Source organism: Enterobacter asburiae (genome assembly GCF_008080435.1).
Lineage (GTDB): Bacteria > Pseudomonadota > Gammaproteobacteria > Enterobacterales > Enterobacteriaceae > Enterobacter > Enterobacter asburiae_C.
The window spans coordinates 1-21,468 of sequence record NZ_VRKN01000004.1; the positions used below are offsets into that span (position 1 = coordinate 1).

22 protein-coding genes and 1 pseudogene are annotated in these 21,468 nt (G+C 49.6%); 18 read left to right on the top strand and 5 right to left on the bottom strand.

Translation table 11 applies throughout. The annotated features are described in order from the left end of the window. Window positions 1–78: 78 nt before the first annotated feature. Window positions 79–612: pseudogene (locus tag FU672_RS08635) on the bottom strand (oxidoreductase); the annotation flags it as partial. Window positions 613–711: 99 nt separating this feature from the next. Between FU672_RS08635 and FU672_RS08640 the strand changes: the two are divergent. From FU672_RS08640 to FU672_RS08650, 3 genes are all read left to right on the top strand, one after another. Then, window positions 712–1,623, top strand: a complete 912-nt coding sequence (locus tag FU672_RS08640; RefSeq protein WP_148242934.1) for a LysR family transcriptional regulator — start codon at window positions 712–714, stop codon at window positions 1,621–1,623. 57 nt (window positions 1,624–1,680) lie between these two features. Continuing rightward, window positions 1,681–2,280, top strand: a complete 600-nt coding sequence (locus tag FU672_RS08645; protein WP_148242935.1) for an HAD-IB family phosphatase — start codon at window positions 1,681–1,683, stop codon at window positions 2,278–2,280. Between the two features lie 102 nt (window positions 2,281–2,382). Beyond that, window positions 2,383–2,697, top strand: coding sequence for a PTS sugar transporter subunit IIB (locus tag FU672_RS08650; RefSeq protein ID WP_148242936.1), 315 nt, complete (start codon window positions 2,383–2,385; stop codon window positions 2,695–2,697). Window positions 2,698–2,741: 44 nt separating this feature from the next. Here FU672_RS08650 and FU672_RS08655 read toward each other — a convergent pair whose 3' ends face one another. Beyond that, the gene (locus FU672_RS08655; RefSeq protein WP_148242937.1) at window positions 2,742–3,110 is read right to left on the bottom strand and encodes a MerR family transcriptional regulator; all 369 of its coding nucleotides are present in this window, start codon (window positions 3,108–3,110) and stop codon (window positions 2,742–2,744) included. 96 nt (window positions 3,111–3,206) lie between these two features. Here FU672_RS08655 and FU672_RS08660 point away from each other — a divergent pair, with 96 nt between their 5' ends. From FU672_RS08660 to FU672_RS08690, 7 genes are all read left to right on the top strand, one after another. Continuing rightward, entirely contained in the window at window positions 3,207–4,001 is a 795-nt protein-coding gene (locus FU672_RS08660) for an SDR family NAD(P)-dependent oxidoreductase (protein WP_148242938.1), read from the top strand. 207 nt (window positions 4,002–4,208) lie between these two features. Further along, window positions 4,209–4,823: a TetR/AcrR family transcriptional regulator gene (locus tag FU672_RS08665; RefSeq protein WP_148242939.1), complete on the top strand. Its 615-nt coding sequence runs from the start codon at window positions 4,209–4,211 to the stop codon at window positions 4,821–4,823. A 74-nt stretch (window positions 4,824–4,897) separates the two neighbouring features. Further along, window positions 4,898–6,007: an efflux RND transporter periplasmic adaptor subunit gene (locus tag FU672_RS08670; protein ID WP_148242940.1), complete on the top strand. Its 1,110-nt coding sequence runs from the start codon at window positions 4,898–4,900 to the stop codon at window positions 6,005–6,007. Then, window positions 6,004–9,093, top strand: coding sequence for an efflux RND transporter permease subunit (locus FU672_RS08675; protein WP_148242941.1), 3,090 nt, complete (start codon window positions 6,004–6,006; stop codon window positions 9,091–9,093). The genes FU672_RS08670 and FU672_RS08675 overlap by 4 nt, the downstream gene beginning before the upstream one ends. Window positions 9,094–9,127: 34 nt before the next feature. Beyond that, entirely contained in the window at window positions 9,128–9,721 is a 594-nt protein-coding gene (locus FU672_RS08680) for a TetR/AcrR family transcriptional regulator (RefSeq protein WP_148242942.1), read from the top strand. A 73-nt stretch (window positions 9,722–9,794) separates the two neighbouring features. Continuing rightward, window positions 9,795–10,394, top strand: a complete 600-nt coding sequence (locus FU672_RS08685; RefSeq protein WP_148242943.1) for an NAD(P)H-dependent oxidoreductase — start codon at window positions 9,795–9,797, stop codon at window positions 10,392–10,394. A 303-nt stretch (window positions 10,395–10,697) separates the two neighbouring features. Further along, the gene (locus tag FU672_RS08690; protein WP_148242944.1) at window positions 10,698–11,240 is read left to right on the top strand and encodes a cysteine hydrolase family protein; all 543 of its coding nucleotides are present in this window, start codon (window positions 10,698–10,700) and stop codon (window positions 11,238–11,240) included. A 65-nt stretch (window positions 11,241–11,305) separates the two neighbouring features. Here FU672_RS08690 and FU672_RS08695 read toward each other — a convergent pair whose 3' ends face one another. Beyond that, window positions 11,306–11,782: a WbuC family cupin fold metalloprotein gene (locus tag FU672_RS08695; protein WP_148242945.1), complete on the bottom strand. Its 477-nt coding sequence runs from the start codon at window positions 11,780–11,782 to the stop codon at window positions 11,306–11,308. Between the two features lie 267 nt (window positions 11,783–12,049). Here FU672_RS08695 and FU672_RS08700 point away from each other — a divergent pair, with 267 nt between their 5' ends. After that, complete coding sequence (locus tag FU672_RS08700) at window positions 12,050–12,520, top strand: hypothetical protein (protein WP_148242946.1); 471 nt, start codon at window positions 12,050–12,052, stop codon at window positions 12,518–12,520. 52 nt (window positions 12,521–12,572) lie between these two features. Here the strand turns inward: FU672_RS08700 and FU672_RS08705 are convergent, their stop codons facing one another. Further along, a complete protein-coding gene (locus FU672_RS08705) occupies window positions 12,573–13,496 on the bottom strand; it encodes a LysR substrate-binding domain-containing protein (RefSeq protein ID WP_148242947.1) in 924 nt (307 codons plus the stop codon). Between the two features lie 24 nt (window positions 13,497–13,520). Next, a complete protein-coding gene (locus tag FU672_RS08710; RefSeq protein WP_148242948.1) occupies window positions 13,521–14,057 on the bottom strand; it encodes a MarR family winged helix-turn-helix transcriptional regulator in 537 nt (178 codons plus the stop codon). Between the two features lie 133 nt (window positions 14,058–14,190). Between FU672_RS08710 and FU672_RS08715 the strand changes: the two genes are divergently transcribed. The 7 genes from FU672_RS08715 to FU672_RS08745 all read left to right on the top strand — a co-directional run bounded on the left by FU672_RS08715 (window position 14,191) and on the right by FU672_RS08745 (window position 21,353). Next, complete coding sequence (locus tag FU672_RS08715; protein ID WP_148242949.1) at window positions 14,191–15,348, top strand: MFS transporter; 1,158 nt, start codon at window positions 14,191–14,193, stop codon at window positions 15,346–15,348. An 82-nt stretch (window positions 15,349–15,430) separates the two neighbouring features. Beyond that, window positions 15,431–15,868, top strand: a complete 438-nt coding sequence (locus tag FU672_RS08720) for a VOC family protein (protein ID WP_148242950.1) — start codon at window positions 15,431–15,433, stop codon at window positions 15,866–15,868. A 654-nt stretch (window positions 15,869–16,522) separates the two neighbouring features. Continuing rightward, window positions 16,523–17,539 (top strand): 3-oxoacyl-[acyl-carrier-protein] synthase III C-terminal domain-containing protein, encoded by a 1,017-nt coding sequence (locus FU672_RS08725; protein ID WP_148242951.1) that lies wholly within the window; start codon window positions 16,523–16,525, stop codon window positions 17,537–17,539. Window position 17,540: 1 nt separating this feature from the next. Next, window positions 17,541–19,268, top strand: a complete 1,728-nt coding sequence (locus FU672_RS08730; RefSeq protein WP_148242952.1) for an HAD-IIIC family phosphatase — start codon at window positions 17,541–17,543, stop codon at window positions 19,266–19,268. 1 nt (window position 19,269) lies between these two features. Next, a complete protein-coding gene (locus FU672_RS08735; RefSeq protein WP_148242953.1) occupies window positions 19,270–19,506 on the top strand; it encodes an acyl carrier protein in 237 nt (78 codons plus the stop codon). Next, window positions 19,487–20,224 (top strand): hypothetical protein, encoded by a 738-nt coding sequence (locus tag FU672_RS08740; protein ID WP_148242954.1) that lies wholly within the window; start codon window positions 19,487–19,489, stop codon window positions 20,222–20,224. Before FU672_RS08735 ends, FU672_RS08740 begins: the two co-directional genes overlap by 20 nt. Beyond that, on the top strand, window positions 20,208–21,353 hold the full coding sequence (locus FU672_RS08745) for an alpha/beta hydrolase family protein (RefSeq protein WP_148242955.1): 1,146 nt from the start codon (window positions 20,208–20,210) through the stop codon (window positions 21,351–21,353). Before FU672_RS08740 ends, FU672_RS08745 begins: the two co-directional genes overlap by 17 nt. Window positions 21,354–21,468 lie beyond the last annotated feature (115 nt).

Consider the following 21,468-nt stretch of genomic DNA (forward strand, 5'->3'; position numbering starts at 1 on the left):
CAGCAGTCAGCTAAGAAATAACTCAAAGGCGGCCAGAGTAGTTGACGCGTATCGGCCAAGGTAGTTGACGTCTAATACTACGCCATCAAAACCGGCCTGGACGGCATTCAGTGCCGCCTGACGATAGTCCGCGATGATGCTGTGAATGTCCTTGCGCGAGAGCGTTCTCGGCCGCGGGCAGTCAACCATTTGGCCTTCTCCCTGTTCATTCACCACCCACACCTTCGCATCCGGTGCCAGTGGTGACGGCGCAACGGGCTGACCATCCTGATGAAAGCGGGCGTGCGACATTCGCCCCACGTGCCAGAGCTGAGAAAAAATCACCCCGCCCGCCTGATGCACGGCGCCCGTCGTGAGTTGCCATCCTGAAACCTGCTCAGGCGAATGGATGCCAGGTGTCCATGAGTATCCCTGACCCTGAGGCGAGATCTGCGTGGCTTCCGTGATGATTAATCCGGCGCTGGCCCGCTGCCGGTAATACTCAGCCATCAGCGCGGAGGGAATATTTCCCGGCTGAAGGGAGCGTGCGCGGGTCATTGGCGCCATGACGATACGATTTTTCAGGTCTTGCTGACCCAGCCTGTAGCGTTCAAAAAGTGAGATACGTTGCATGTTTTCATCCCTTATGGTTTGGATGAAATCACTTTACAGGCGACATCTGATTTTGATAATCACACCAAAAGTAGATGCACTTTTCGGAAAATATGAATAATGGGTAAACTCGAAGACATGGCATTACTGGTGGAAGTTGCTGAGGCCGGAGGTCTTTCTACCGCCGGACGACGCCTGTCACTTTCCCCCGCCACCATGACGGCCAGGCTGAAAGCGATTGAGGAGCGTTACCAGACGCGCCTGTTTCACCGGTCAACGCGTTCCATCACGCTGACCCGCGCCGGGGAAGAGTTTTACCATGCCGCGCTGCGCGTGCTGGAAGAGATGCATCACGCCGAGTCGTTACTAACGCAAAAAGAAGGCGTGCTCAGCGGCAACATTCGCCTTTCTGCGCCCTCGGACTTTGGCAGACAGTATCTTAGCCCCGCCGTCGTGGAATTCTCCCGACGCCATCCTGACGTTAAATTTTTCATCTCGTTAAGAGAACACGTTGAGGACCTGGTCGCTAACCGGCTGGATATGAGCGTGCGTTTCGGCAACCTGCCGGACAGCAGCCTTGTCGTCAGAAACATCCGCCCGAACCATCGGGTGCTGGTCGCCTCCGGGGAGTATCTTAACGACCGTGGCATCCCCGAAACGTTTGCAGATTTAGCTCAGCACCGGTGCCTGGCGCTTGAGTCTCAGGGTGTGGTGATGAACGAATGGCGCTTTGAAACGAATGGCGAGGAAAGCGTTGTTCGCGTAGAGCCTGCCATGGTGTGCGACGACGGAGCATTGCTTCGACAGTGGGCTCTGAGCGGGGCTGGCATCGCGGGGAAATCGTGGTGGGATGTCAAAGACGATGTTGAAACCGGAAGGCTCACGGTGCTGTTTGCCGACAGCTTCACCGGCTTTAGCCGATTCGATCGCAAAGATGTCGGGCTGCAGTTTGTTTACCCACAGCGCAAACTGCAGCCGCTTCAGGTCACGGCTTTTAGCCAGTTTTTTCTCGACTGGCTAAAAAAACATTAACGCAATAAACAGTGATACACTCGCCCGATACAACTCATTATCCCGTCAGAACGGCTTATGACTACAAATATTGCTTTTTTCGATTTCGATGGAACGATAACGTTTTCCGACACTTTCACCCCGTTTATTTATCGTTCTGTTGATGAAAAAACGCTACGCCGTGGAAAGTTGCGCCTTCTTCCCTACATCCTCGCCTATAAAATGGGCGCGTTATCGGGATCGGTTTTACGAAAAAAAGTGGTAAGAATAGCGTTAGCAGGCAAATCTGAAACTGAATTAAAAAAGGCCGGGCTTTTCTACAGTAAAACAGAAATTCCTGCCCTGTTGCGAGAGGATGCCATGAAGAAAATCAGCTGGCATAAATCTCAAGGGGATACGGTGGTTGTGGTCTCAGCCTCGCTTGATTTATACCTTAAACCCTGGTGCGAGCAGAATGGGCTGGAACTCTTATGCAGTGAAGTGGCATTTTCAGGTGGAAAAGCTACCGGAAAATACAAAAAGGGTGACTGCAGCGCTCACTTAAAAAAAACGAAGATCATTGATAATTATGATTTATCTTCATACAACGTCATCTATGCCTATGGCGATACGAAGGAAGATTTAGACATGCTCTCTCTTGCTTCGAAAAAATTTTATCAATGGAAAGAAATAGCCTGATCCCGCCATGACATATCAGAAAAACATCTAAATAAGAGATAGCGCGCATTTCGCTGACAACCTCAGGACTACTCTGGGAGCGGTTTTCAGGAGGTACAAAACATGAAAAAGCTTCTGATATGTTGTTTGTTCGGTAATACCGCAAACTCTCTCGCCAAAAAGATGCAGTCTCTGGCAGAACGCGAAGGCTATCCACTGATGATTAGCGCTGTTGGGCTGGATAACTTCGCCAGTGTCGCTCCCGCTTTCGATGGTTTCCTCATTGCGCCGCACATTCAGTACAAGCTCGATGAGATAAAAGAAACGGTGGGTCATACGCGCTCAATCGCTATTATTGAGAGTCTACCCTATGCCTCTCTGGACGCGAGTAAAGTGTTGAATTTCGTGAAGGAAAAGATGCCTGAACTGGCTGCCTGATATACAAGGCCGCATCGGTTTTGCGGCCTCCTCTCACCCGCCGATCAAAACGTGTCTACACAAGGCTGGCCGACCTTATTAATGGCGTTTTTTAACCTGGTTCTGAGTTCAATTAACGCCGCTTCTTTCTCTTCAAGCTGCTGCAACTTGCGGCGCAGGGAAGCTTGTTTTTGCTCAGCGGTAAATTTGTCGTCAACCCAGACAGCTAAAACCTCTGAAATTTCGGCTAAGGTAAAGCCCAGCATTTTGGCATGCTTGATCATGTTTAAACGCTGTAAATCAACGGCAGAATAGACTTTGTAGTTATTGCTGCGATTGGGTTGCGGGATATTCTCTAACAGCCCTTGCCGCTCATAGTAACGGACCGTCTCTTTCGACATTCCCGTTTTCGCACACAGTTCGCCAATTCGCATCGCGTCGCCCTCACCTTGTAAAAATCACGCTTGACCGTGTACCTAAGTGCACGGTTTATCCTGTGCTGCATACATTAGGATAACGGGATTATAGATATGAATTCTTTTGATTATACAGGAAAAACAGCACTGATTACCGGAGCGTCTTCGGGCATAGGTCGTGATTTCGCCAGGCAACTCGCGGCCCGCGGCGTGGCATTGATCCTGATCGCCCGCTCCGAGCCAAAGCTGCAGGCGCTTGCCGCAGAGTTAGTCAGAAAGCATGGCGCATCCATCACGATTATTGTGCAGGATTTAGTGACACCGCAAGCCATTCCCCACATTGTGGAACGGCTTGAAACCTTAAGACGTTTCCCCGACATTCTGATCAATTGCGCCGGGTTCGCCACCTATGGACCATTCGAAAAGCTGTCGTTCGACAGGCAGCGTGATGAAATAAACCTGAACTGCCTGGCCCCCGTGGAACTGACTCATGCCATGCTCCCGGGAATGCTGCAGCAAGGCTCCGGGGTGATTATTAATGTTTCCTCAACGGCCGCGATGCAACCAGATCCCTATATGGCGATTTATGGCGCAACCAAAGCATTCCTGCTCTCGTTTTCGAATGCGCTGTGGGGAGAATATCGCGCAAAGGGCATCCGCGTCCTGGCGCTTTGCCCCGGCGCAACGGATACGGCCTTTTTTGATGTGGTGAATGCAGAGGAAGCCTCGGTAGGTAAAAGAATGCCCGCTGACAAGGTGGTCACCCTGGCGTTGAAGGCCGTGGAGAATAACCGTAACTACCTGATTACCGGATGCGGTAACTGGCTTCTGGGGCAACTACACCGGTTCGTGACGCGCAAGCGTCTGGTGCTCATCGTTGAAAAAATATTGCGTCCACGCTCGGCTTAAGCGAAAACGGCTCTGTTCAGTGCAAGGGAGTTGCGCTGAAATCCTCGCTTATCGCAGACAGATAGATGCCATAGTGCACGAAAAACAGTGATACACTTACCCACCTGGTTGATCGTCCCGTCTGAAGGGCTCATGATGAATGGCGGTAACCAAAGTACGAAATGGTCACTCGTTGTTAATCGTAGCCTGTCACGCTAAGCTTAAATAATGACTAAAAATATGAACCCCCCATCAGCACGTGGTCCACTTGACCACGCTGTCAGAGAGCAAATCGTCGAAGCGGCTTTTGAGCACTTCGGTCACTACGGCTATGAAAAAACCACCGTCGCCGAACTGGCTAAATCCATCGGTTTTTCAAAGTCCTACATTTATAAGTTTTTCGATTCCAAACAGGCTATCGGCGAGGTGATCTGCGCTAACCGCCTGGAGTTGATCATGACGGCAGTGCTTTCCGCCATCAAGGATGCGCCGTCAGCAAGCGAAAAATTACGCCGCCTTTTCAGGGCGCTCACCGAAGCGGGGAGCGAGCTGTTTTTCCATGACCGTAAGCTTTACGACATTGCCGCCGTCGCCGCACGCGAGCAGTGGCCGTCGACAGAACGGTATGCAGAAAGCCTGATGAAGCTGATTGAGAGCATCATTATCGAAGGCAGGCAGGCCGGCGAGTTCGAAAGAAAAACGCCGCTGGATGAGGTCACACAGGCTATCCACATGGTGATGTGTCCTTTTATCAACCCCATCCAGCTGCAGTACAACCTCGAAATGGCCCCCACCGCGGCGGTGCTCCTCTCTTCACTGATTTTAAGAAGCCTGGCCCCCTAATTTGTGACCATTGACATTTTTGGTCACTAGTCAGAGAATGCGGATACCGTCCTGTTACGTCAAAAAGGTTTCCCATGCTCAGGCTCACTTCAGCCCGCGTTGCCGTTTGTCTCCTGCCGTTTGCCCTTGTGGCGTGCGGCGATATTTCCGCGAGTGACGATCCGCGGACAAAGCCACCGCTCGTCAGATCCGCATCCGTCGAGCTTGCGAATAATACCGCCCGCGCCTTTACGGGCGTGGTGGTCGCAAGAACGCAAAGCGATTTGGGTTTCAGGGTTCAGGGAAAAATCCTTGAGCGACTGGTCGATACGGGGCAGACCGTCAAACAGGGTCAGCCCTTACTGCGCCTGGATCCGGTTGACCTGAAATTACAAGCTCAGGCGCAGCAGCGTGCGGTGGATGCTGCCCAGGCGCGCGCACGAAAAGCCTCCAGCGATGAGGCGCGGTATCGCGGTCTTGTGGCGTCCGGTGCCGTGTCTGCCTCTGAGTATGACCAGATCAAAGCGGCGGCCGATACGGCCAGAGCCGATCTCAGCGCCGCCCGGGCGCAGGCCAGCGTGGCGCAAAACGCCACAGGCTATGCCGTACTGCTGGCGGATTCAGACGGCGTGGTCATGGAGACGCTCGCCGAGCCGGGTCAGGTCGTCAGTGCCGGACAGGTGGTGATCAGGCTCGCCAGAGCGGGACAGCGTGAAGCGCTCGTGCAGCTTCCGGAAACACTGCGCCCTGCCGTCGGCAGCGAAGCGCAGGCCACGCTTTATGGCAATGAAGAACACCCGGTCACCGCAACGCTGCGCCTGCTGTCTGACTCAGCCGATGCCACGACCCGCACTTATGAAGCCCGCTACGTGCTGGATGGCCTGCTGGCGAACGCGCCGCTGGGAGCGACCGTCACGCTGAACATTCAGGACAATAAAGCGGAAGGTCAGGTGATGCAGGTTCCGCTGGCTTCACTCTATGATGCGGGAAAAGGTCCTGGCGTCTGGCGCATTTCCGCCCAGCCGGCAAAGGTCGCATGGACGCCCGTCAAGGTGCTGAGCGTGGGTGAAGATGCGGTGCAGGTCACGGGCGGCGTGAAGCCCGGTGAAAAGATTGTTGCGTTAGGCGCACATCTTCTGCACGAAGGTGAGGTCGTCAGGCTTGCTAAACAACGCAATGCCGCCCTGGCGGAGAGCACACCATGAGCGGAAGCCGCTTCAACCTGTCAGCGCTGGCCGTCCGCGAACGTTCCGTCACGCTGTTTCTGATCGTTCTCGTTACGATTGCCGGAATTTACGCCTTCTTTGGGCTCGGGCGCGCGGAGGATCCGCCCTTCACGGTAAAGCAAATGACGGTGATAACCGTCTGGCCGGGCGCGACCGCGCAGGAGATCCAGGATCAGGTCGCCGAACCGCTGGAGAAGCGCCTGCAGGAACTCAAATGGTATGATCGTACCGAAACCTATACCCGTCCCGGTATGGCGTTTATCACATTGTCATTGCAGGACAAGACCCCGCCTGCCGAAGTGCAGGAGGAGTTCTATCAGGCGCGTAAGAAGCTTGGAGATGAATCTCAACGTCTTCCGGCGGGCGTCATCGGCCCGATGATCAATGACGAATTCTCGGATGTCACCTTTGCCCTCTTTGCCCTGAAAGCGAAAGGCGAACCGCAGCGGCAACTGGTACGTGATGCCGAAGGCCTGCGCCAGCAGCTTCTGCACGTTCCCGGCGTGAAGAAAGTGAACATTATCGGCGAACAGGCCGAGCGGATTTATATCTCCTTCTCCCATGACCGTCTGGCGACGATAGGGCTTTCACCCCAGGATATTTTCAATGCCCTCAACAGCCAGAACGCGTTAACTGCAGCGGGTTCCATTGAGACCCGAGGCGCGCAAATTTTTATCCGCCTGGACGGCGCGTTCGATGAACTGCAGAAAATCCGCGATACGCCTTTTGTTGCTCAGGGCAAAACGCTCAAGCTGTCCGATGTGGCGACGGTTGAACGGGGCTATGAAGACCCCCCGACGATGCTGATACGTAATCAGCATGAACCCGCCCTTCTGCTGGGCATCGTGATGCGCGAAGGCTGGAACGGTCTGGCGCTGGGTAAAGCGCTGGATGCGGAAACGGCAAAAATAAATGATAGCCTGCCGCTTGGCATGTCTCTGACCAAAGTCACCGACCAGTCCGTGAATATTCGCTCGTCGGTCGATGAGTTTATGATCAAATTCTTCGTCGCCCTGCTTGTGGTCATGGTGGTGTGTTTTGTCAGTATGGGCTGGCGCGTGGGGGTGGTCGTTGCAGCAGCGGTGCCGCTGACGCTGGCGGTCGTCTTCGTGGTGATGGAAGCCGCGGGAATAAACTTTGACCGAGTGACGCTGGGCTCCCTGATCCTCGCCCTCGGCCTGCTGGTTGATGATGCCATTATCGCCATCGAAATGATGGTGGTTAAAATGGAGGAAGGTTACGACAGAATCAAAGCCTCGGCCTTCGCCTGGAGCCATACCGCCGCGCCCATGCTGGCCGGTACCCTGGTGACGGCCATTGGCTTTATGCCGAATGGTTTTGCCCAATCGACCGCCGGGGAATACACCAGCAATATGTTCTGGATTGTCGGCCTCGCCCTGATTGCATCGTGGTTTGTCGCGGTGGTATTCACGCCGTATCTTGGGGTGAAGATCCTGCCGGCGATCCCTAAAGTAGAAGGGGGTCATGCCGCCATCTATAACACGCCTCGCTATAACCGTTTTCGCCAGCTGCTTGGCCGCGTTATCGCCAGAAAATGGCGAGTAGCCGGGTCGGTGGTCGCCATTTTCATCCTGGCCGTACTCGGCATGGGGCTGGTAAAAAAACAATTCTTCCCGACCTCCGATCGCCCGGAAGTACTGGTTGAGGTGCAGATGCCCTACGGCACCTCGATTGAGCAAACCAGCGCCGCAACCGCAAAAATAGAAGCGTGGCTGGGCCAGCAGCCTGAAGCCAAAATTGTCACTGCTTATATTGGTCAGGGTTCGCCCCGCTTTTATCTGGCGATGGCGCCTGAACTGCCCGACCCGTCTTTTGCGAAAATCGTGATCCTGACGGACAGCGAGACGTCACGCGAGGCGCTCAAGCTCCGGCTGAGAGAAGCTGTCGCCAACGGCCTTGCGCCCGAAGCGCGCGTGCGGGTGACGCAGCTGGTGTTTGGCCCTTACTCGCCCTTCCCGGTTGCGTGGCGCGTGACGGGTCCGGATGTCGGACAGGTGCATGACATCGCTGATAAGGTGAAAGCCGTGCTCCAGGCAAGTCCGATGATGAGAACCGTCAACACCGACTGGGGGTCACGCGTTCCCGTATTGCATTTCACTCTCGATCAAAACCGCCTGCAGGCGACCGGTTTAACCTCCAGTGCCGTTGCCGATCAGCTTCAGTTCCTGCTCTCAGGCGTGCCTGTTACCTCCGTGCGGGAAGATATTCGCTCGGTAGAGGTGATTGGCCGCGCGGCGGGAGATATCCGTCTTGACCCGGCAAAAATCGAGGGTTTCACCCTTGTTGGCAATGCGGGACAGCGCGTTCCGCTGTCTCAAATCGGCAAGATTGAGATCGGTATGGAAGATCCGATCCTGCGCCGTCGCGATCGCACCCCGACGATTACCGTGCGGGGCGATATCGCTAACAATCTTCAGCCGCCGGATGTGTCGGTCGCCATCATGAAGCAACTCCAGCCGATTGTGGATGCGCTGCCGGCCGGGTACCGAATCGACATGGCGGGTTCGATTGAGGAATCGGGTAAAGCCACGCAGGCAATGCTTCCGCTGTTCCCGATCATGATTGCCCTGACGCTGCTGATCATCATTTTGCAGGTGCGCTCAATCTCGGCGATGGTGATGGTGTTCCTAACCGCGCCGCTGGGGCTAATTGGCGTGGTGCCCGTGCTGTTGATTTTCAATCAGCCGTTTGGCATCAACGCGCTGGTCGGTTTGATCGCCCTTTCCGGCATTCTTATGCGCAATACGCTGATCCTGATCGGTCAAATCGATCATAACCAGAAGGACGGTCTCGAGCCGTTCCAGGCGGTGGTTGAAGCGACGGTCCAGCGCGCACGCCCGGTCTTACTGACCGCCATGGCCGCCGTGCTGGCGTTCATTCCCCTGACGCATTCAGTGTTCTGGGGCACGCTTGCCTGGACGCTGATCGGCGGAACGCTGGGCGGGACGATCATCACCCTCGTCTTTCTTCCCGCGATGTATGCGATCTGGTTCCGGATCCGCCCTGCGGAACAACGCGTGCAGCACCCCGCAGAAAACATGTAAACTACCATGAGTAGATAACAGTTCTGAGGAAAGCATGGTTGTTAAGCGCTTAAGAAAAGAGGACCGCCGCGTGCAGCTGCTGGAGGTTGCGCGCGGAATCGTTCGGCAGCAAGGCACGGAGGCGCTGACACTTGGCTATCTGGCCGAGCGGGCCAACGTGACCAAGCCTATCCCCTACGACCACTTTGGCGATCGTGGAGGGTTGTTGATGGCGCTGTACCAGGATTATAGCGATCGGCAGCTGGCGAAATTCCGTGAGACGCTGGCGGTCGACAGCAAAACGCTTGAAAAGACGATCCGCTTTTTCAGCGCCGCCTATATCGACTGCGCCATTACTGCAGGGCCTGAAACTGGGCCAATCGCTGCCGCGCTCTCCGGATCCCACGCGTTGCAGACGTTTCGTGAGGCGTGCGTGGCCGAATGCGCCGACTGTCTGCGGACCGCGCTTTCCCCTTTTGTCACCCTGAAAGGCGTTCAGGGGGAAGCCGCGCTGACGGCCATCATTGGCGCGGCGGACGCGCTCAGCACCGCCGCAGGTAACGGCGTGCTCGCCCGGAATGTGGCGGAAGATACGCTCAGCGGCGCCATGACCGGCGTGCTGGAGACCTACGTGAATAGCACAAAATGATCGCCGGGGGCGGATTGACACCTAAGTTACCAATAGTAATATAGACGTCAATTCTCACCCATCAGAGGTCGCTATGTCTGCACCAAATGCCATTAATAACGCACTGATCGTGACGGCTCATCCTGTCGACAATTCGTTATCCCATTCACTGGCAGCCCATATTGCCGGGAAATTACGCGAGCAAGGTACGCAGGTTGAGATTGCCGATCTGCATGCTGAAGGGTTTAATCCGGCGATGACCCGCGCCGATCTCGATTTGTATCACGGCGATCCGAGCGCCCTTCCCGACGATATTCTGCGCGAGCAGCAGCGCGTCGAGCGAGCGGATATGCTGGTGTTTGTCTTCCCCGTGTACTGGTGGTCGGTCCCCGCCCTGTTGAAAGGCTGGTTCGATCGCGTATTAACCCTGAACTGGGCGTATAAGGTGGCCGACGACGGCCGGATTGTGGGCAACTTACGTGATGTTCCCGTCCGCCTGATTGCCACCGGCGGCAGCGATCTCAGCGGATTCGACAAACACGGCTATTCGACGGCGATTCAGACGCAGATAATCGAAGGTGTATTTGGCTTCTGCGGGTTGAAGAACGTTAAGCTCGATATCCTTTACGAGGCAGACACGGCTACACCTGCCCAGGTTGAGGATTTCCTGCAAAATCTCGGCAATATTAAATAATATCAGCCAGTGAACTTCATATCATCCAGGCGCAACGCTAACGTTGCACCTACTGATGTTGGTGTATTGAAGAGAATCTCTCACCAGCGCTATAACTGGACGCGATAGTTACGCTAACAGCGAAGTAAACAAAGGTCATTACATGGTGAAGTCAGTTCAGCCAACAACCACCCTCACCACCACCGGAACCTTCGGCGGCGTGGGTGTATCTGTAGCGAACGACTGACAAACAGAACCTCACTCCCCGCCAAACTGGACGGGGAAATACCTCTCCGTTCACCACCCTCTGAATGGAGAAAGAAAATGGTTTCATCTGACAATGCTCTCTTAATTATCGACATGCAGCAGGGCCTCTTCCGGGGCCCGGTCTCCCCCTGTTCCGCCGATGCCGTTCTGGCAAATATCCGTTTGTTAATAGCCAACGCGCGGCTGGCGCAGGTGCCCGTCTTTTTTGCCCGCCATATCGGACCAGACGACTCGCCCTTTTCAGCGCAGGGGCCGTTAACGCAGCTGATACCCGAGCTGGACGTGAAGGAGCAGGATGTTGTTTTCACAAAGCGCTATCCCAGCTGTTTTCGGGATACCGAATTGCAGCGTGAGCTTAATCAGAGAGGCATCAAAAGGCTGGTCATTGCCGGGATGAAAACAGAATTTTGTGTCGACACCACCTGCCGGGCCGCGCCGGAGCTGGGTTTCAGGACGGTATTGATTTCAGATGCGCATACCACAATGGATAATGCACATTTATCCGCCAGTGACATCATTGCGCATCACAACAGCACGCTGGCCGGTCCGTTCGTGACGCTGTCGACTGCCAGCGACTGGCATATTAATACGGTCAGTTGAGTTGAAGGGATCGTTTCTCTCTTTCCCGGCACGCCTTTCCGCGCGCCGGGGAAATGAGTGCGCAATTACAGGGTAAAACCACCGTCACCCACCTGTGCCTGGGCGTACCATTTCATCAGCTCCGCGCAACCGGGCGCGTTCTCAGCCGGTGACCATGGGGCGGTATCGTGCTCCGGAACAGGCTGGTAGCCGCCGTGTTTTACCTCAAAAATGACGCCGCCTTTATCCAGCGACAGCACGGCATGCCAGGTACCGGCATCCATCTCCAGCACTTTGCAGTCTTCACCTAATACCACGCGCTGGGTCACGTTACCGCTGTCATCAAAATTCAGCACCAGAAAGCGACCGCTCAAAGCAGTTAGCAGTTCAAACGTGTGCGGATGGCGATGGGGGCGAACATAGGTGCCGGGCTCCATCGCGATGGCCAGGCGCTGCACCGGGTCGCTCAGCTCAGGATGTAAATTACGATGCGCACGTAAGCGAGGAGAATGGGCAGCCTGCTCGCTTTGTTGCTGCAGGTCACTGAAAGTAATTTGTTTCATATACACCTTTGTGAATGGGGTCATCTGACGGCAACCCGATTGCCGCAAGACGTTATACCATCCTGAACGGTCGATGAGCCACGGCATTTGTGAAACAAATCGCTGCAACGTGAGGATGTGCGTGATTGCACTCCAAAGCGCAACATTGAGTAAAACTCACATTGATTCCCACTATTTATCGTTTTTCAAAAGTGACTGCCCTGAAATACCATCCACTCATCCTTGGGATAGAAAAAATAAATAATACTAAGCCTGTATGGAGCACCTATGACTCTCGATGTTTTATTCCATGTAATGAATATTATCTCGCCTCATAAATATAGCCCCGATGCAAATGTGCATGAGTTGATAACGTTACTTTCAACAGAAAAGGAAAGCTCAGAAGCGCTTTCACCTTTCATCCATCGGCTGCATCTCCTCTCTTTCGCCCAAAGCAATCCGGGTAACGCCGAAGAGTTGCTCTCAGCGCATTTACCAAAAGACGATGGGCTCCTTCCGCTGCTTGACTTTGCGGACTGGCCAAAGGTGCGTTACGCCACGTCAGGCGAAGTTCAGACGCGTGAATCGGAGGATTATTTCCGTGAAATGACGTCGGCTGCCAATCTGTTACGCACTGCGCTGATCGATGCTGAACGCGCAAAAGGGACGCCTGCGCTTTATATTCTCGATAAATTACTTAACCTGAACAGCGCCCTGCCGGAAAGATATAAAAAAATGGCGAACATTCCCTACGCATAAAATTATTCATCAGGCAGGATATTCTGTACGGAATATCCTGCCTTTAGATTGATTAAAAACGTTTCTCATCATAATCCAGACAAAGAATATCCAGTGAGGGAAAAACCGGCGTATGGAGATTAAGCCAGGCCATCAGGCGTTCGATACTCTCTCTTCTGAGCGAACTCTTCGGCCAGACAAGATAGTAGCCTTCACCGGTTGCGATGGCTTCCCTGAAAGGGAGTACGAGAAGTCCACTCTCAAGCGCTTCAAGCGTAAGACGAAGATCGGCCATCGCAACACCATGTCCGTTCATGGCGGCACGGCCTCCCTGTTCCAGGGTGTCGAATACTATCCCTCGACTTACGTCGAGCCCGGGGAATAACCCCGTTCTTTTCAGCCAGCGCCTCCAGTCCCGCCTGTCCGGCGAGGGATGAATAAGATCGCACTGTGGAAGCTGATGCCGGGCAGAATCAAGCAAAGCCGGGGTACAAACAGGAATGAGCCATTCACTGAAAAGCAACCGACTCTCTGTTGACTCGCCGAAATAGCCATTACCGAGCAGGATTGCACAATCGTAGGGCTCACGACTGAAGTCAACGGAATCAATGTCCATCCAGACGCTGGCTATCTCAACTTTAGGTTTTGCATGGTTATCACGAAAGATTTTCAGAACATCAAGAAGCCACCGCATCGTCAGGGAGCTGGGCGCTTTGAGGCGCAGAAGGTGATTTTCACTTTTGAACGCGCGACAGGCCCACTCGATGCTGGTGAAACTTTCGCTCAAATGTCCGGCCAGAACGCGCCCGGCATCACTGACCTCCACTCTCGGCCCTTGACGTTTAAAGAGCTCACAGTCGAACAACATTTCAAGCGTCCGGACATGCCTGCTGACCGCGCCCGGCGTGATATTCAGTGCTTCAGCAGCTTTGCTGAAGGAGTTCAGCCGCGCGGCAACTTCAAAAGCGCGCAGCGCATACAGTGGCGGTAAAGACATACATTCCCTTTCTGTGAGGTTTAACTATGCAGTTTTTGTACTATCGGTACTCAGTGACTTGTCACCCAGGTCCTCGGGCGGAAACGTCAGCAGCAGCTCCCTGAGCAGGGATTCAAGCTGCGCGCGCTGCGCGTCAGACAAATTGCTCAGCAGCGCATTTTGAGTTTGTGTATGCACAATCAGCGCCTGTTCGATACGCTCCTGCCCGTGCGTTGTCAGGCTTACGAGGCTGCTGCGCTTGTCATCTGGATCGGCAATGCGCCTGATAAGCCCTTGCTGTTCGAGATGGTTGAGCCGGTTCGTCATCGCCCCTGATGTAATCAACAGCGATTTATACAGCTGCGTGGGCGAAAGGCAGTAAGGCTCACCGGCACGGCGCAGCGTGGCGAGCACGTCAAACTCGCCCTCGCGAAAACCAAACTGCGCCATGGTCTGCGCCCATTCTTTTCCCAGATGCTTCATCAGCCGGAGCATTCGGCCAAAAATTTTCATCGACGAGGCGTCCAGCTCCGGCATGGCACGGCTCCACTGGCCGACAACGAAGTCTACATGGTCTTTCATTTCCCCCCCTGATGACGTGGGTATTTATCGTGTTGTGCGGTGTATCTTACGCAAAAATACATTTTATCTTAACGTTAAGATAAATGCTCGTGGCAATTTTCCCGGGCCATTCACAACCGAAAAGGATCCCCTGTTGAAACGCACGTCGCCTTTACTTTTCGCCTTTATCGCTTTTATCGTCGGGCTGAACCTGCGCCCTATTCTGGCTTCTGTCGGACCGTTGTTTTCCGTGCTGCAGCGCGAAGCGGGGCTGACCGCTACGCAATTCAGCCTGCTGACCACCCTACCGGTCGCGATGATGGGACTGGCCGCCTTATGTGGACCCTGGCTATTAGCCAGAGTCGGTGCCGTACGGGGAATTATGCTCGGGCTCTTTATCCTGCTTGCGGCCTGTTTATTACGCGGTTTTAGCGCCTCACTGCAGAGTCTTATGGGCACCGCGTTACTGGGCGGGGCCAGCATAGGTATGATCCAGGCGTTAATGCCTGCTCTGATAAAAAAGGAATATACACAAACGGCCAGCACGGTAATGTCGCTGTTCAGCACGGGCATTATGGCCGGTGCGGCAGTCGCCGCCGCCAGCGCCGAGCCGTTGTTTTCATGGCTCACGCTGAAGCCCGCGCTGGCAATGGCCGGGGGTCTAGCGCTGCTTGCGCTGATACTGTGGTTAACCCTGGTGAAGCATCCTCAAGGGGAAAAAACGGCACACGAAGACGTGACACTCTCATCCTCCCGGACAGGGTTACTGCTGCTCTTTTTCGGCGTGGGAACGGGAGCGTATACGCTGGTACTGGCCTGGCTGCCCCCGCTCTATATTCAGGCGGGATGGTCCGCGCGAAGCAGTGGCTACATGCTGGCCTGGCTAACGTTAACCGAGGTTGCCGCTGGGTTTGCCGTCTCAGCGCTGATCGGTAAATTCCCCGACCGTCGTGTGCCACTGATCGCCGTATTGTTGCTGCTGCTGGCGGGATTACTGTGTCTGGTCTTTTCGCCGGGGACGACGCCTGTATTATCCACGTTGCTGCTTGGGACCGGGATCGGCGCCCTCTTCCCGCTGTCGCTCATCGTCACGTTCGATCATGCGCGAACGCCCGCGCAGGCCGGGAAGTTACTGTCTAAAGTTCAGGGAGGTGGATACATGATCGCTGCGCTTATGCCGTTAATTGCGGGGATCGTTCGCGACAGTTCGGTCTCGCTGACCAGTGCATGGCTGATCATGAGTGCAGGAGTCGTGCTGCTGATCGTCATCGCGTTGAATTTTAAGCCCATCGTGGACGTGCAGGTCCGGTGAATGCGATATCAGAATTGAGGGTCGTATTTCAGCCGGTCGTAAGATAAATTCAGGGTTAATTTCATGTAATTAAGGAGTGGATATGTCGCAGACGCTACCGGGAATTGATGTCTTGTTTGTCGCCGGGTTCGGGCCCATTTCACGGGATACAGAGTCCAGTACCGCGTTTTATATCCAGACACTCGGTCTTCCGCTGAAGCCGATGGAGGGGAATACCGATTATCTGCTCACTGAAGAGGGGCAACTGGAAGGCGTGAAGCATTTCGCCGTCTGGCCGCTCGCACAGGCGGCTACGTCCTGTTTTGGAGAAGAAAAGTGGCCAGTTGAGCACCCGATACCGCAGGGATGGATTGAGTACGAGGTTCAGGATCTGGACTCGGCTACCCGTATTCTGAGTGAAAAAGGCTATCGGTTGCTGGTGGCTAACCGCAAAGAACCGTGGGGGCAAACCGTCACTCGCCTGCTCAGCCCGGAAGGCTTGCTTACCGGGCTGACCATTACGCCGTGGCTGCGGGGGTAATGGTTTTTCTCTTAGCACAAAGCAGTCTTGCATAAGGGTAATGTCTGCTTTGTGCGAGCGTAGACTATGCAATGGACGGCTAAATACAATGGTATTTTCTTAAGATGGAATAGGCTCTCACCTATTATTGATCCATCGGGATTATCTATAAAAATATAGGAATTCACTCTTATTGTTCAACCAGAGCGAGGATCGTTCGGGTTGAATATTGTGTCGCTGATGTTAAATTAATAGTAACTACATTTGGTAGTTATAACGCTAACTCCCCCTCTGATTAAAAAAGCTTGCAACTCGTAATGGCTAAAACTTGTTAAAAAGTTAACATCTATGGTTGCAACCATTTCCGACAAATAATCTTTATAATTCATTCAACTGTCAGGTTTAAGCATTCTTTCAGTAACTTGTTAAAGCTAAATGCTACACAGTTAGATGTGGAATGAATTACATTACTACCTAACTATTTAATAGTGGAAGATTTTATTCATTTAGCACACCGGGAAACCTGACAGCCCGGAAATTAACAATTTTTTTTCATTCCATTATATAGGTTTCAGCATGGAATATTTAGCCCGCTATATATAAAATTTTTTTAATGCTTTACATTTTTTTAATCAAGAGCATTACTTTTTAACGCCATATATAGATGAGGAATGGATGATGCATATATCGTATATTGATACGTACTTACCAGGATGTAATATAAACAATGAAGAGCTTGGGAGTAGGTTAAACTTCAAACCTCAGTTAATAGAAAAATTATTCGGAAACTTTGGGCGTCACTTCTCAACCAATCTAAAAACGGGTGAGAACACAGCATCGTGCACTGATTTAATACACTTAATGATGCAAAAACTTATTTCGTTAAATGATAATGGAATGAGGGATATTGATTTTGTCCTGGTATCAACAGCTACTCCCGATTTGCTTTTACCCACCAGCATCAATGAAGCGTGTAGCATGATAGGGTTCAAAAACATCGAGACCTATCAAATCATTGGAGGTTGCTCTGGTGCAGTACAAGCATTAAAGATGGCTGATTATATGCTCAAAAGTGGTTTGCATCGAAAAGGATTAGTAATTGGGGTCGAATGTTCAAACAAGTTCCTAAATCTATTTGATGAAAACAAGGCTAAAGTTGAACCGAAAGAAATGGTTAACTACTGTCTTTTTGGTGATGGCGTTGGTGGTTGTATTGTTAGCTCTGAAAGAACTTCGGGTTCTGTCTATGTGAAAGGTATTGATTACAAATACAATGGACTGCAGGAAAAAATTGGTCAACTGGCTAACTGGAGTGGCTCAAGGAAAGATTTTGATGATGGGCAACCCATGCTTAAAGAGGAATATAAATTAATTGAACGTTTAGTGCCTGAATTAACAAGTGAGACATATGCAGAGCTAAAAAGCAAATACTCATCAAAACGAGACATCAGATGGTTTATGCCTCCTCAGTTGTCCGGACGTATGGTTAATAATATTTGTAATGGCATGGACATCCATGAGAGTAAAATCCTTTCGCTTGTTCATGAGATCGGCAATTGTGCAAATGCGGCCTTATATTTTCAACTGAAAGAATTTTTTGATCTATCAGATGAAGGTGATGAAGGGATTGCCATATCAATCGAATCATCACGTTGGTTATCTTCTGGTTTATATTTAAAAAAGGAATATTAAAATGAACCTCGACTTATTGAAAAAAATAAGAGAAGAGAAAACAAAAAACTATAATGGAATGAAAAAAATAAATAGCCTTTTTCTATGTAATCTCAGCCACAAAGCTGGGCTTTCTCTCATGAAACATGGCGCTTCAGAGCTTGGTGTGTTTCTGGATTTTATAGACATTGAATATAGTGATTTCTTTACTCTTCTAAATTTCAAAAAGGAAGAGCTAAAGAATTACAACCTTCAGAAAATATATATTCTTCTGGATGAAAACTACTATCTTGATGAGTTCGGTCATTGCGAGGACATTACATTAGTCAGGCAGAACATTTCAAAATTAAAGGATGAGATCAACGCCTCCCTGAATATAATAGATGGCCTGGCTTGTAATAAAATAGACATTGTGATTTCAACGCTTTATCTAAACAGTGAATGCGTAAATGAATATATAAGTTTGGATGAAAGGAACGCATTGTCTGATTTGGTTTTTGACTTCAATATGTTTCTTGCCACCAAGAGGAATGAAAGCAAGCATAGCGTACACCTCGTAAGCATGGCAGGATTTAAAGGTAAAAGCATTGAGAACATTTATTCTGAACACAACACAGTGGCCAGTTTAGATTACCTCAATTTTTTTAGCGAAAAATCAATAAGTTACCTTCGTTTAAGTGAAGGCAAATCATTAAAGTGCATAATAACAGACCTGGATAACACTGTTTGGGGGGGTGTAGCTGCTGAGGGAGAGTATGAGAATAATGACTTGTATAACCAGGGAGCTTACAGGAAATATCAAAAGTGGTTGAAATGCATGCATAGACAGGGTGTTATTCTCTCAATATCCAGTAAAAATGACTTTCATGTAATACAAGATTTTTTCTCAGAAAAACAACACGACCTGGAAATTCAGTGGTCTGATTTTTCGTTTCCTGAGATAAACTGGGATAATAAAAGTGATAATATTTTAAAAATATGCAAAAGTCTCAACCTAAGCCCTGAACATATTCTCTTTGTAGATGATAGTGATTTTGAGTTAGAGGAGGTAACCAACGCTATCCCTAATATTAATACATTTCGTTTTTCTAAAAACATAGATGAAAACATATTCAAATTAGTTAATAGTGATCTTTTTATTAAAGGTACAATCACTTTAGAAGACCGCCTCAGGAATGAAAGCTTTGCCAATAACATTAAAAGAAATGAGTTTTATAAGAGCAATAGTTCTAAAGATGATTTTTTAAAAAACATATCTATGGAATTATCTGTCAGTAATTGCACCCCAGAGAATCAACCCAGAGCCTCTGATCTAACCATGCGAACTAATCAGTTTAACCTGACAACGATACGCATGGATACCACAGACGTTCAAAATTACATTTCGGAAAATTCAGGGCAAATACTGCTTTTCAAGTTCAGCGATAGATTTGGTAGTTATGGGATCATTGGTGCCTCATTTCTAAAAATTGAAGCAGACGCATGTTTGATCGAAAATATTGTATTGAGTTGCAGAGCATTTGAACGAGGGGTGGAGTTTGCAATCATAAAATCCATAGGTTCTCTTGCTTCAGCAGCTGGTTGCTCTAAATTAATTGGTGGTTTCATCGAAACGATAAAAAATAAAAAATTCAAGAATTTTTATACTGAATGTGGATTTGGAAAAATCAGTAACAATATCTATAGCATAGACATTGAAAAACTTGATGTTTCTGAGAAATGTAAAAATATCACCATACTAAGGAGTTAACATGGATTCCAATGAATTTATTGATTTTCTTAATCAAAAAACTGGCATGAATTTGAAGTATGACCAGGTTGACACCGATTTGACTCAAATAGCAGAGTGGGATTCATTGACCTTTGTATATACCATAATGGAACTGGAATTCAGAAATAACATCACTATAAATGTTGAAAAAATATTAAAGTGTAATACCTTGCGTAGGATATTAAAGGTTGTGAACGATGAAGTACAAAAAAATTGATAGCAACAGAAAACAAACTCTCATTTTCCTGGAACTGGCTAAAGCTATCAGAGGTGTTACATTAATCGATGAAATAAAATCCCCTCGACAATACACAAAATATGCTACGTCACTCCTTATTAAGGCGATTAGCGATGCGCTTGATGAGGAACGACACCTAAATTGCATGATTAAATATGGTAGCGACAATAAACTAATCGAATTACAAGACATATCTGCGAGATTGACTATTTCATATGAAAATGATGGTCTATCGTCTGGAGTCTACTCATCAGTTATAACTAATACAAACAATATGTCGACGTTAGAAGTATACAGAGCCATATCTGATTTAAAAAGCAAAGGAATAAGCAGTTTTGATGATTCCAGACGAATCATGATGTTACAGAGGTTGCCGTATTTTATTGCAAAATGGTTTTCGAAGTTTATTTTTTACTTTCGCCCTACCCTTCAACGTGATTTTTTCAGGAGTTTTACTGTCACCTCCTTAGGGAAAAAAAGTTTAAAATTGTGCATCCCGATTTCAGGCTCAACGTTTACATTTCAATTGGGGTCCCCCAAAATTTTAGATGCTGATGAGTGCTTGTTTAATATTGTTATGATCTATGACCATCGAATCCTTGATGGTATTCAAGCTTCAAACTTGTTAAATAAGATAAAAACATTTTATTCTAAACACTTAAAAGATCTAGGGCAAGCAGATGTATTCTTTGAATGAATGTAAGAAATTTGTCTCTTTGCATGCTAAGACATTAAACCTCGGGAAGGATTTTACTCATTCGCTATCCCTAATTACTACGTTATCCGACGACTCCCCTGACGGTTGGGCAAGAGTGTTTTCAGAAGAGGCTGAAAGACAATTAAAGAAAAATAAAATTGATAAGGCATTAGGCTACTTAAATATCGCACGATTCCCGTATGCAAATACTCCAATCCAAAAAGAAGCATACCAATGCTATCTTTCACTTTTCCGCAAAGAATATGTAGAAACGGGCTTTCTGGAGGCTAAGAAGGCAGGTAATGGAAAATCAAGTTTCTATTACAAAAAGGGAAAGTCAAAAGTAACAGTTATCATTTGCGGAGGAATAATTTCCCTGAAGGAACAATGGATACGGGCATTGAAAACCTTCAATAAGTTGGGGTGTTCAGTAGTGCTGTATGAAATGCCCGGCGTGGGTGAAAATGGCGAGGCCTACGATAATAAATCACTTAATTTATTCTCGCACGTCATCGATTCGATAGATTTTGATGATGATGGTATATGTCATGTTGTAGGGATAAGCTTTAGTGGGTATTTTGCATTAAAAGATGCCTGCACTGATGCAAGAATTAAATCAATAACTATGACAGGAACACCGCTTGTGGATTTTTTCCACGATCGCCACTCTTTTGATAGATCACCGGAAATTACTAAAGATATACTTTCATATTTGATTTCCAAAAATCATTACTTAAAAGATTCGCATACCTCTCTTTATAACTTTCTTGACGAGTATTTCCCAAGAATTAACGTCGTTAGAAATGACATAGCCATTTATTACTCACAAAGTAAATTTGATGAGGTCATTTCTGCCAATGAAGCATTGGAGTTAACCAGGAGTTTTAATGATGTTTATTTATTATTATTGCCTGATGAACATGGCTCACCAAATTTTTATAAAGTTGTCTTTATGTTCGTTTTATGGAGTTTATCGAAAACCATCAATGCCAATTGGTTTGTACCTCGAATGCTAAGAACGGGGATACATTTACTATATGTTATCTTTTTAATAAAAAATATTTTCCCTTTCAAACATAAAGAGTCTCCGGGCGCAGAGATACCGTCAGTCCAGAGAGAAAATATATAGAATTTTGCAACGATCATGAAAGGGAGTAGGCATTGGCAATCCTTACTCCCTGCCCTTAAAAGATTCCGCCAGTGAGTGACACCTTCCCCCTGTTCAGCCGACTGCCCTCCTCCCG

Coding starts and splice junctions, on each gene's coding strand:
- FU672_RS08695 (WP_148242945.1), bottom strand. CDS start 11,782: ATGAAACAAATTACTTTCAGTGACCTGCAGCAACAAAGCGAGCAGGCT.
- FU672_RS08675 (WP_148242941.1), top strand. CDS start 6,004: ATGAGCGGAAGCCGCTTCAACCTGTCAGCGCTGGCCGTCCGCGAACGT.
- FU672_RS08730 (WP_148242952.1), top strand. CDS start 17,541: ATGAACCTCGACTTATTGAAAAAAATAAGAGAAGAGAAAACAAAAAAC.
- FU672_RS08720 (WP_148242950.1), top strand. CDS start 15,431: ATGTCGCAGACGCTACCGGGAATTGATGTCTTGTTTGTCGCCGGGTTC.
- FU672_RS08640 (WP_148242934.1), top strand. CDS start 712: ATGGGTAAACTCGAAGACATGGCATTACTGGTGGAAGTTGCTGAGGCC.
- FU672_RS08655 (WP_148242937.1), bottom strand. CDS start 3,110: ATGCGAATTGGCGAACTGTGTGCGAAAACGGGAATGTCGAAAGAGACG.
- FU672_RS08700 (WP_148242946.1), top strand. CDS start 12,050: ATGACTCTCGATGTTTTATTCCATGTAATGAATATTATCTCGCCTCAT.
- FU672_RS08685 (WP_148242943.1), top strand. CDS start 9,795: ATGTCTGCACCAAATGCCATTAATAACGCACTGATCGTGACGGCTCAT.
- FU672_RS08650 (WP_148242936.1), top strand. CDS start 2,383: ATGAAAAAGCTTCTGATATGTTGTTTGTTCGGTAATACCGCAAACTCT.
- FU672_RS08745 (WP_148242955.1), top strand. CDS start 20,208: ATGTATTCTTTGAATGAATGTAAGAAATTTGTCTCTTTGCATGCTAAG.
- FU672_RS08680 (WP_148242942.1), top strand. CDS start 9,128: ATGGTTGTTAAGCGCTTAAGAAAAGAGGACCGCCGCGTGCAGCTGCTG.
- FU672_RS08690 (WP_148242944.1), top strand. CDS start 10,698: ATGGTTTCATCTGACAATGCTCTCTTAATTATCGACATGCAGCAGGGC.
- FU672_RS08670 (WP_148242940.1), top strand. CDS start 4,898: ATGCTCAGGCTCACTTCAGCCCGCGTTGCCGTTTGTCTCCTGCCGTTT.
- FU672_RS08740 (WP_148242954.1), top strand. CDS start 19,487: ATGAAGTACAAAAAAATTGATAGCAACAGAAAACAAACTCTCATTTTC.
- FU672_RS08660 (WP_148242938.1), top strand. CDS start 3,207: ATGAATTCTTTTGATTATACAGGAAAAACAGCACTGATTACCGGAGCG.
- FU672_RS08710 (WP_148242948.1), bottom strand. CDS start 14,057: ATGAAAGACCATGTAGACTTCGTTGTCGGCCAGTGGAGCCGTGCCATG.
- FU672_RS08725 (WP_148242951.1), top strand. CDS start 16,523: ATGATGCATATATCGTATATTGATACGTACTTACCAGGATGTAATATA.
- FU672_RS08645 (WP_148242935.1), top strand. CDS start 1,681: ATGACTACAAATATTGCTTTTTTCGATTTCGATGGAACGATAACGTTT.
- FU672_RS08665 (WP_148242939.1), top strand. CDS start 4,209: ATGACTAAAAATATGAACCCCCCATCAGCACGTGGTCCACTTGACCAC.
- FU672_RS08735 (WP_148242953.1), top strand. CDS start 19,270: ATGGATTCCAATGAATTTATTGATTTTCTTAATCAAAAAACTGGCATG.
- FU672_RS08705 (WP_148242947.1), bottom strand. CDS start 13,496: ATGTCTTTACCGCCACTGTATGCGCTGCGCGCTTTTGAAGTTGCCGCG.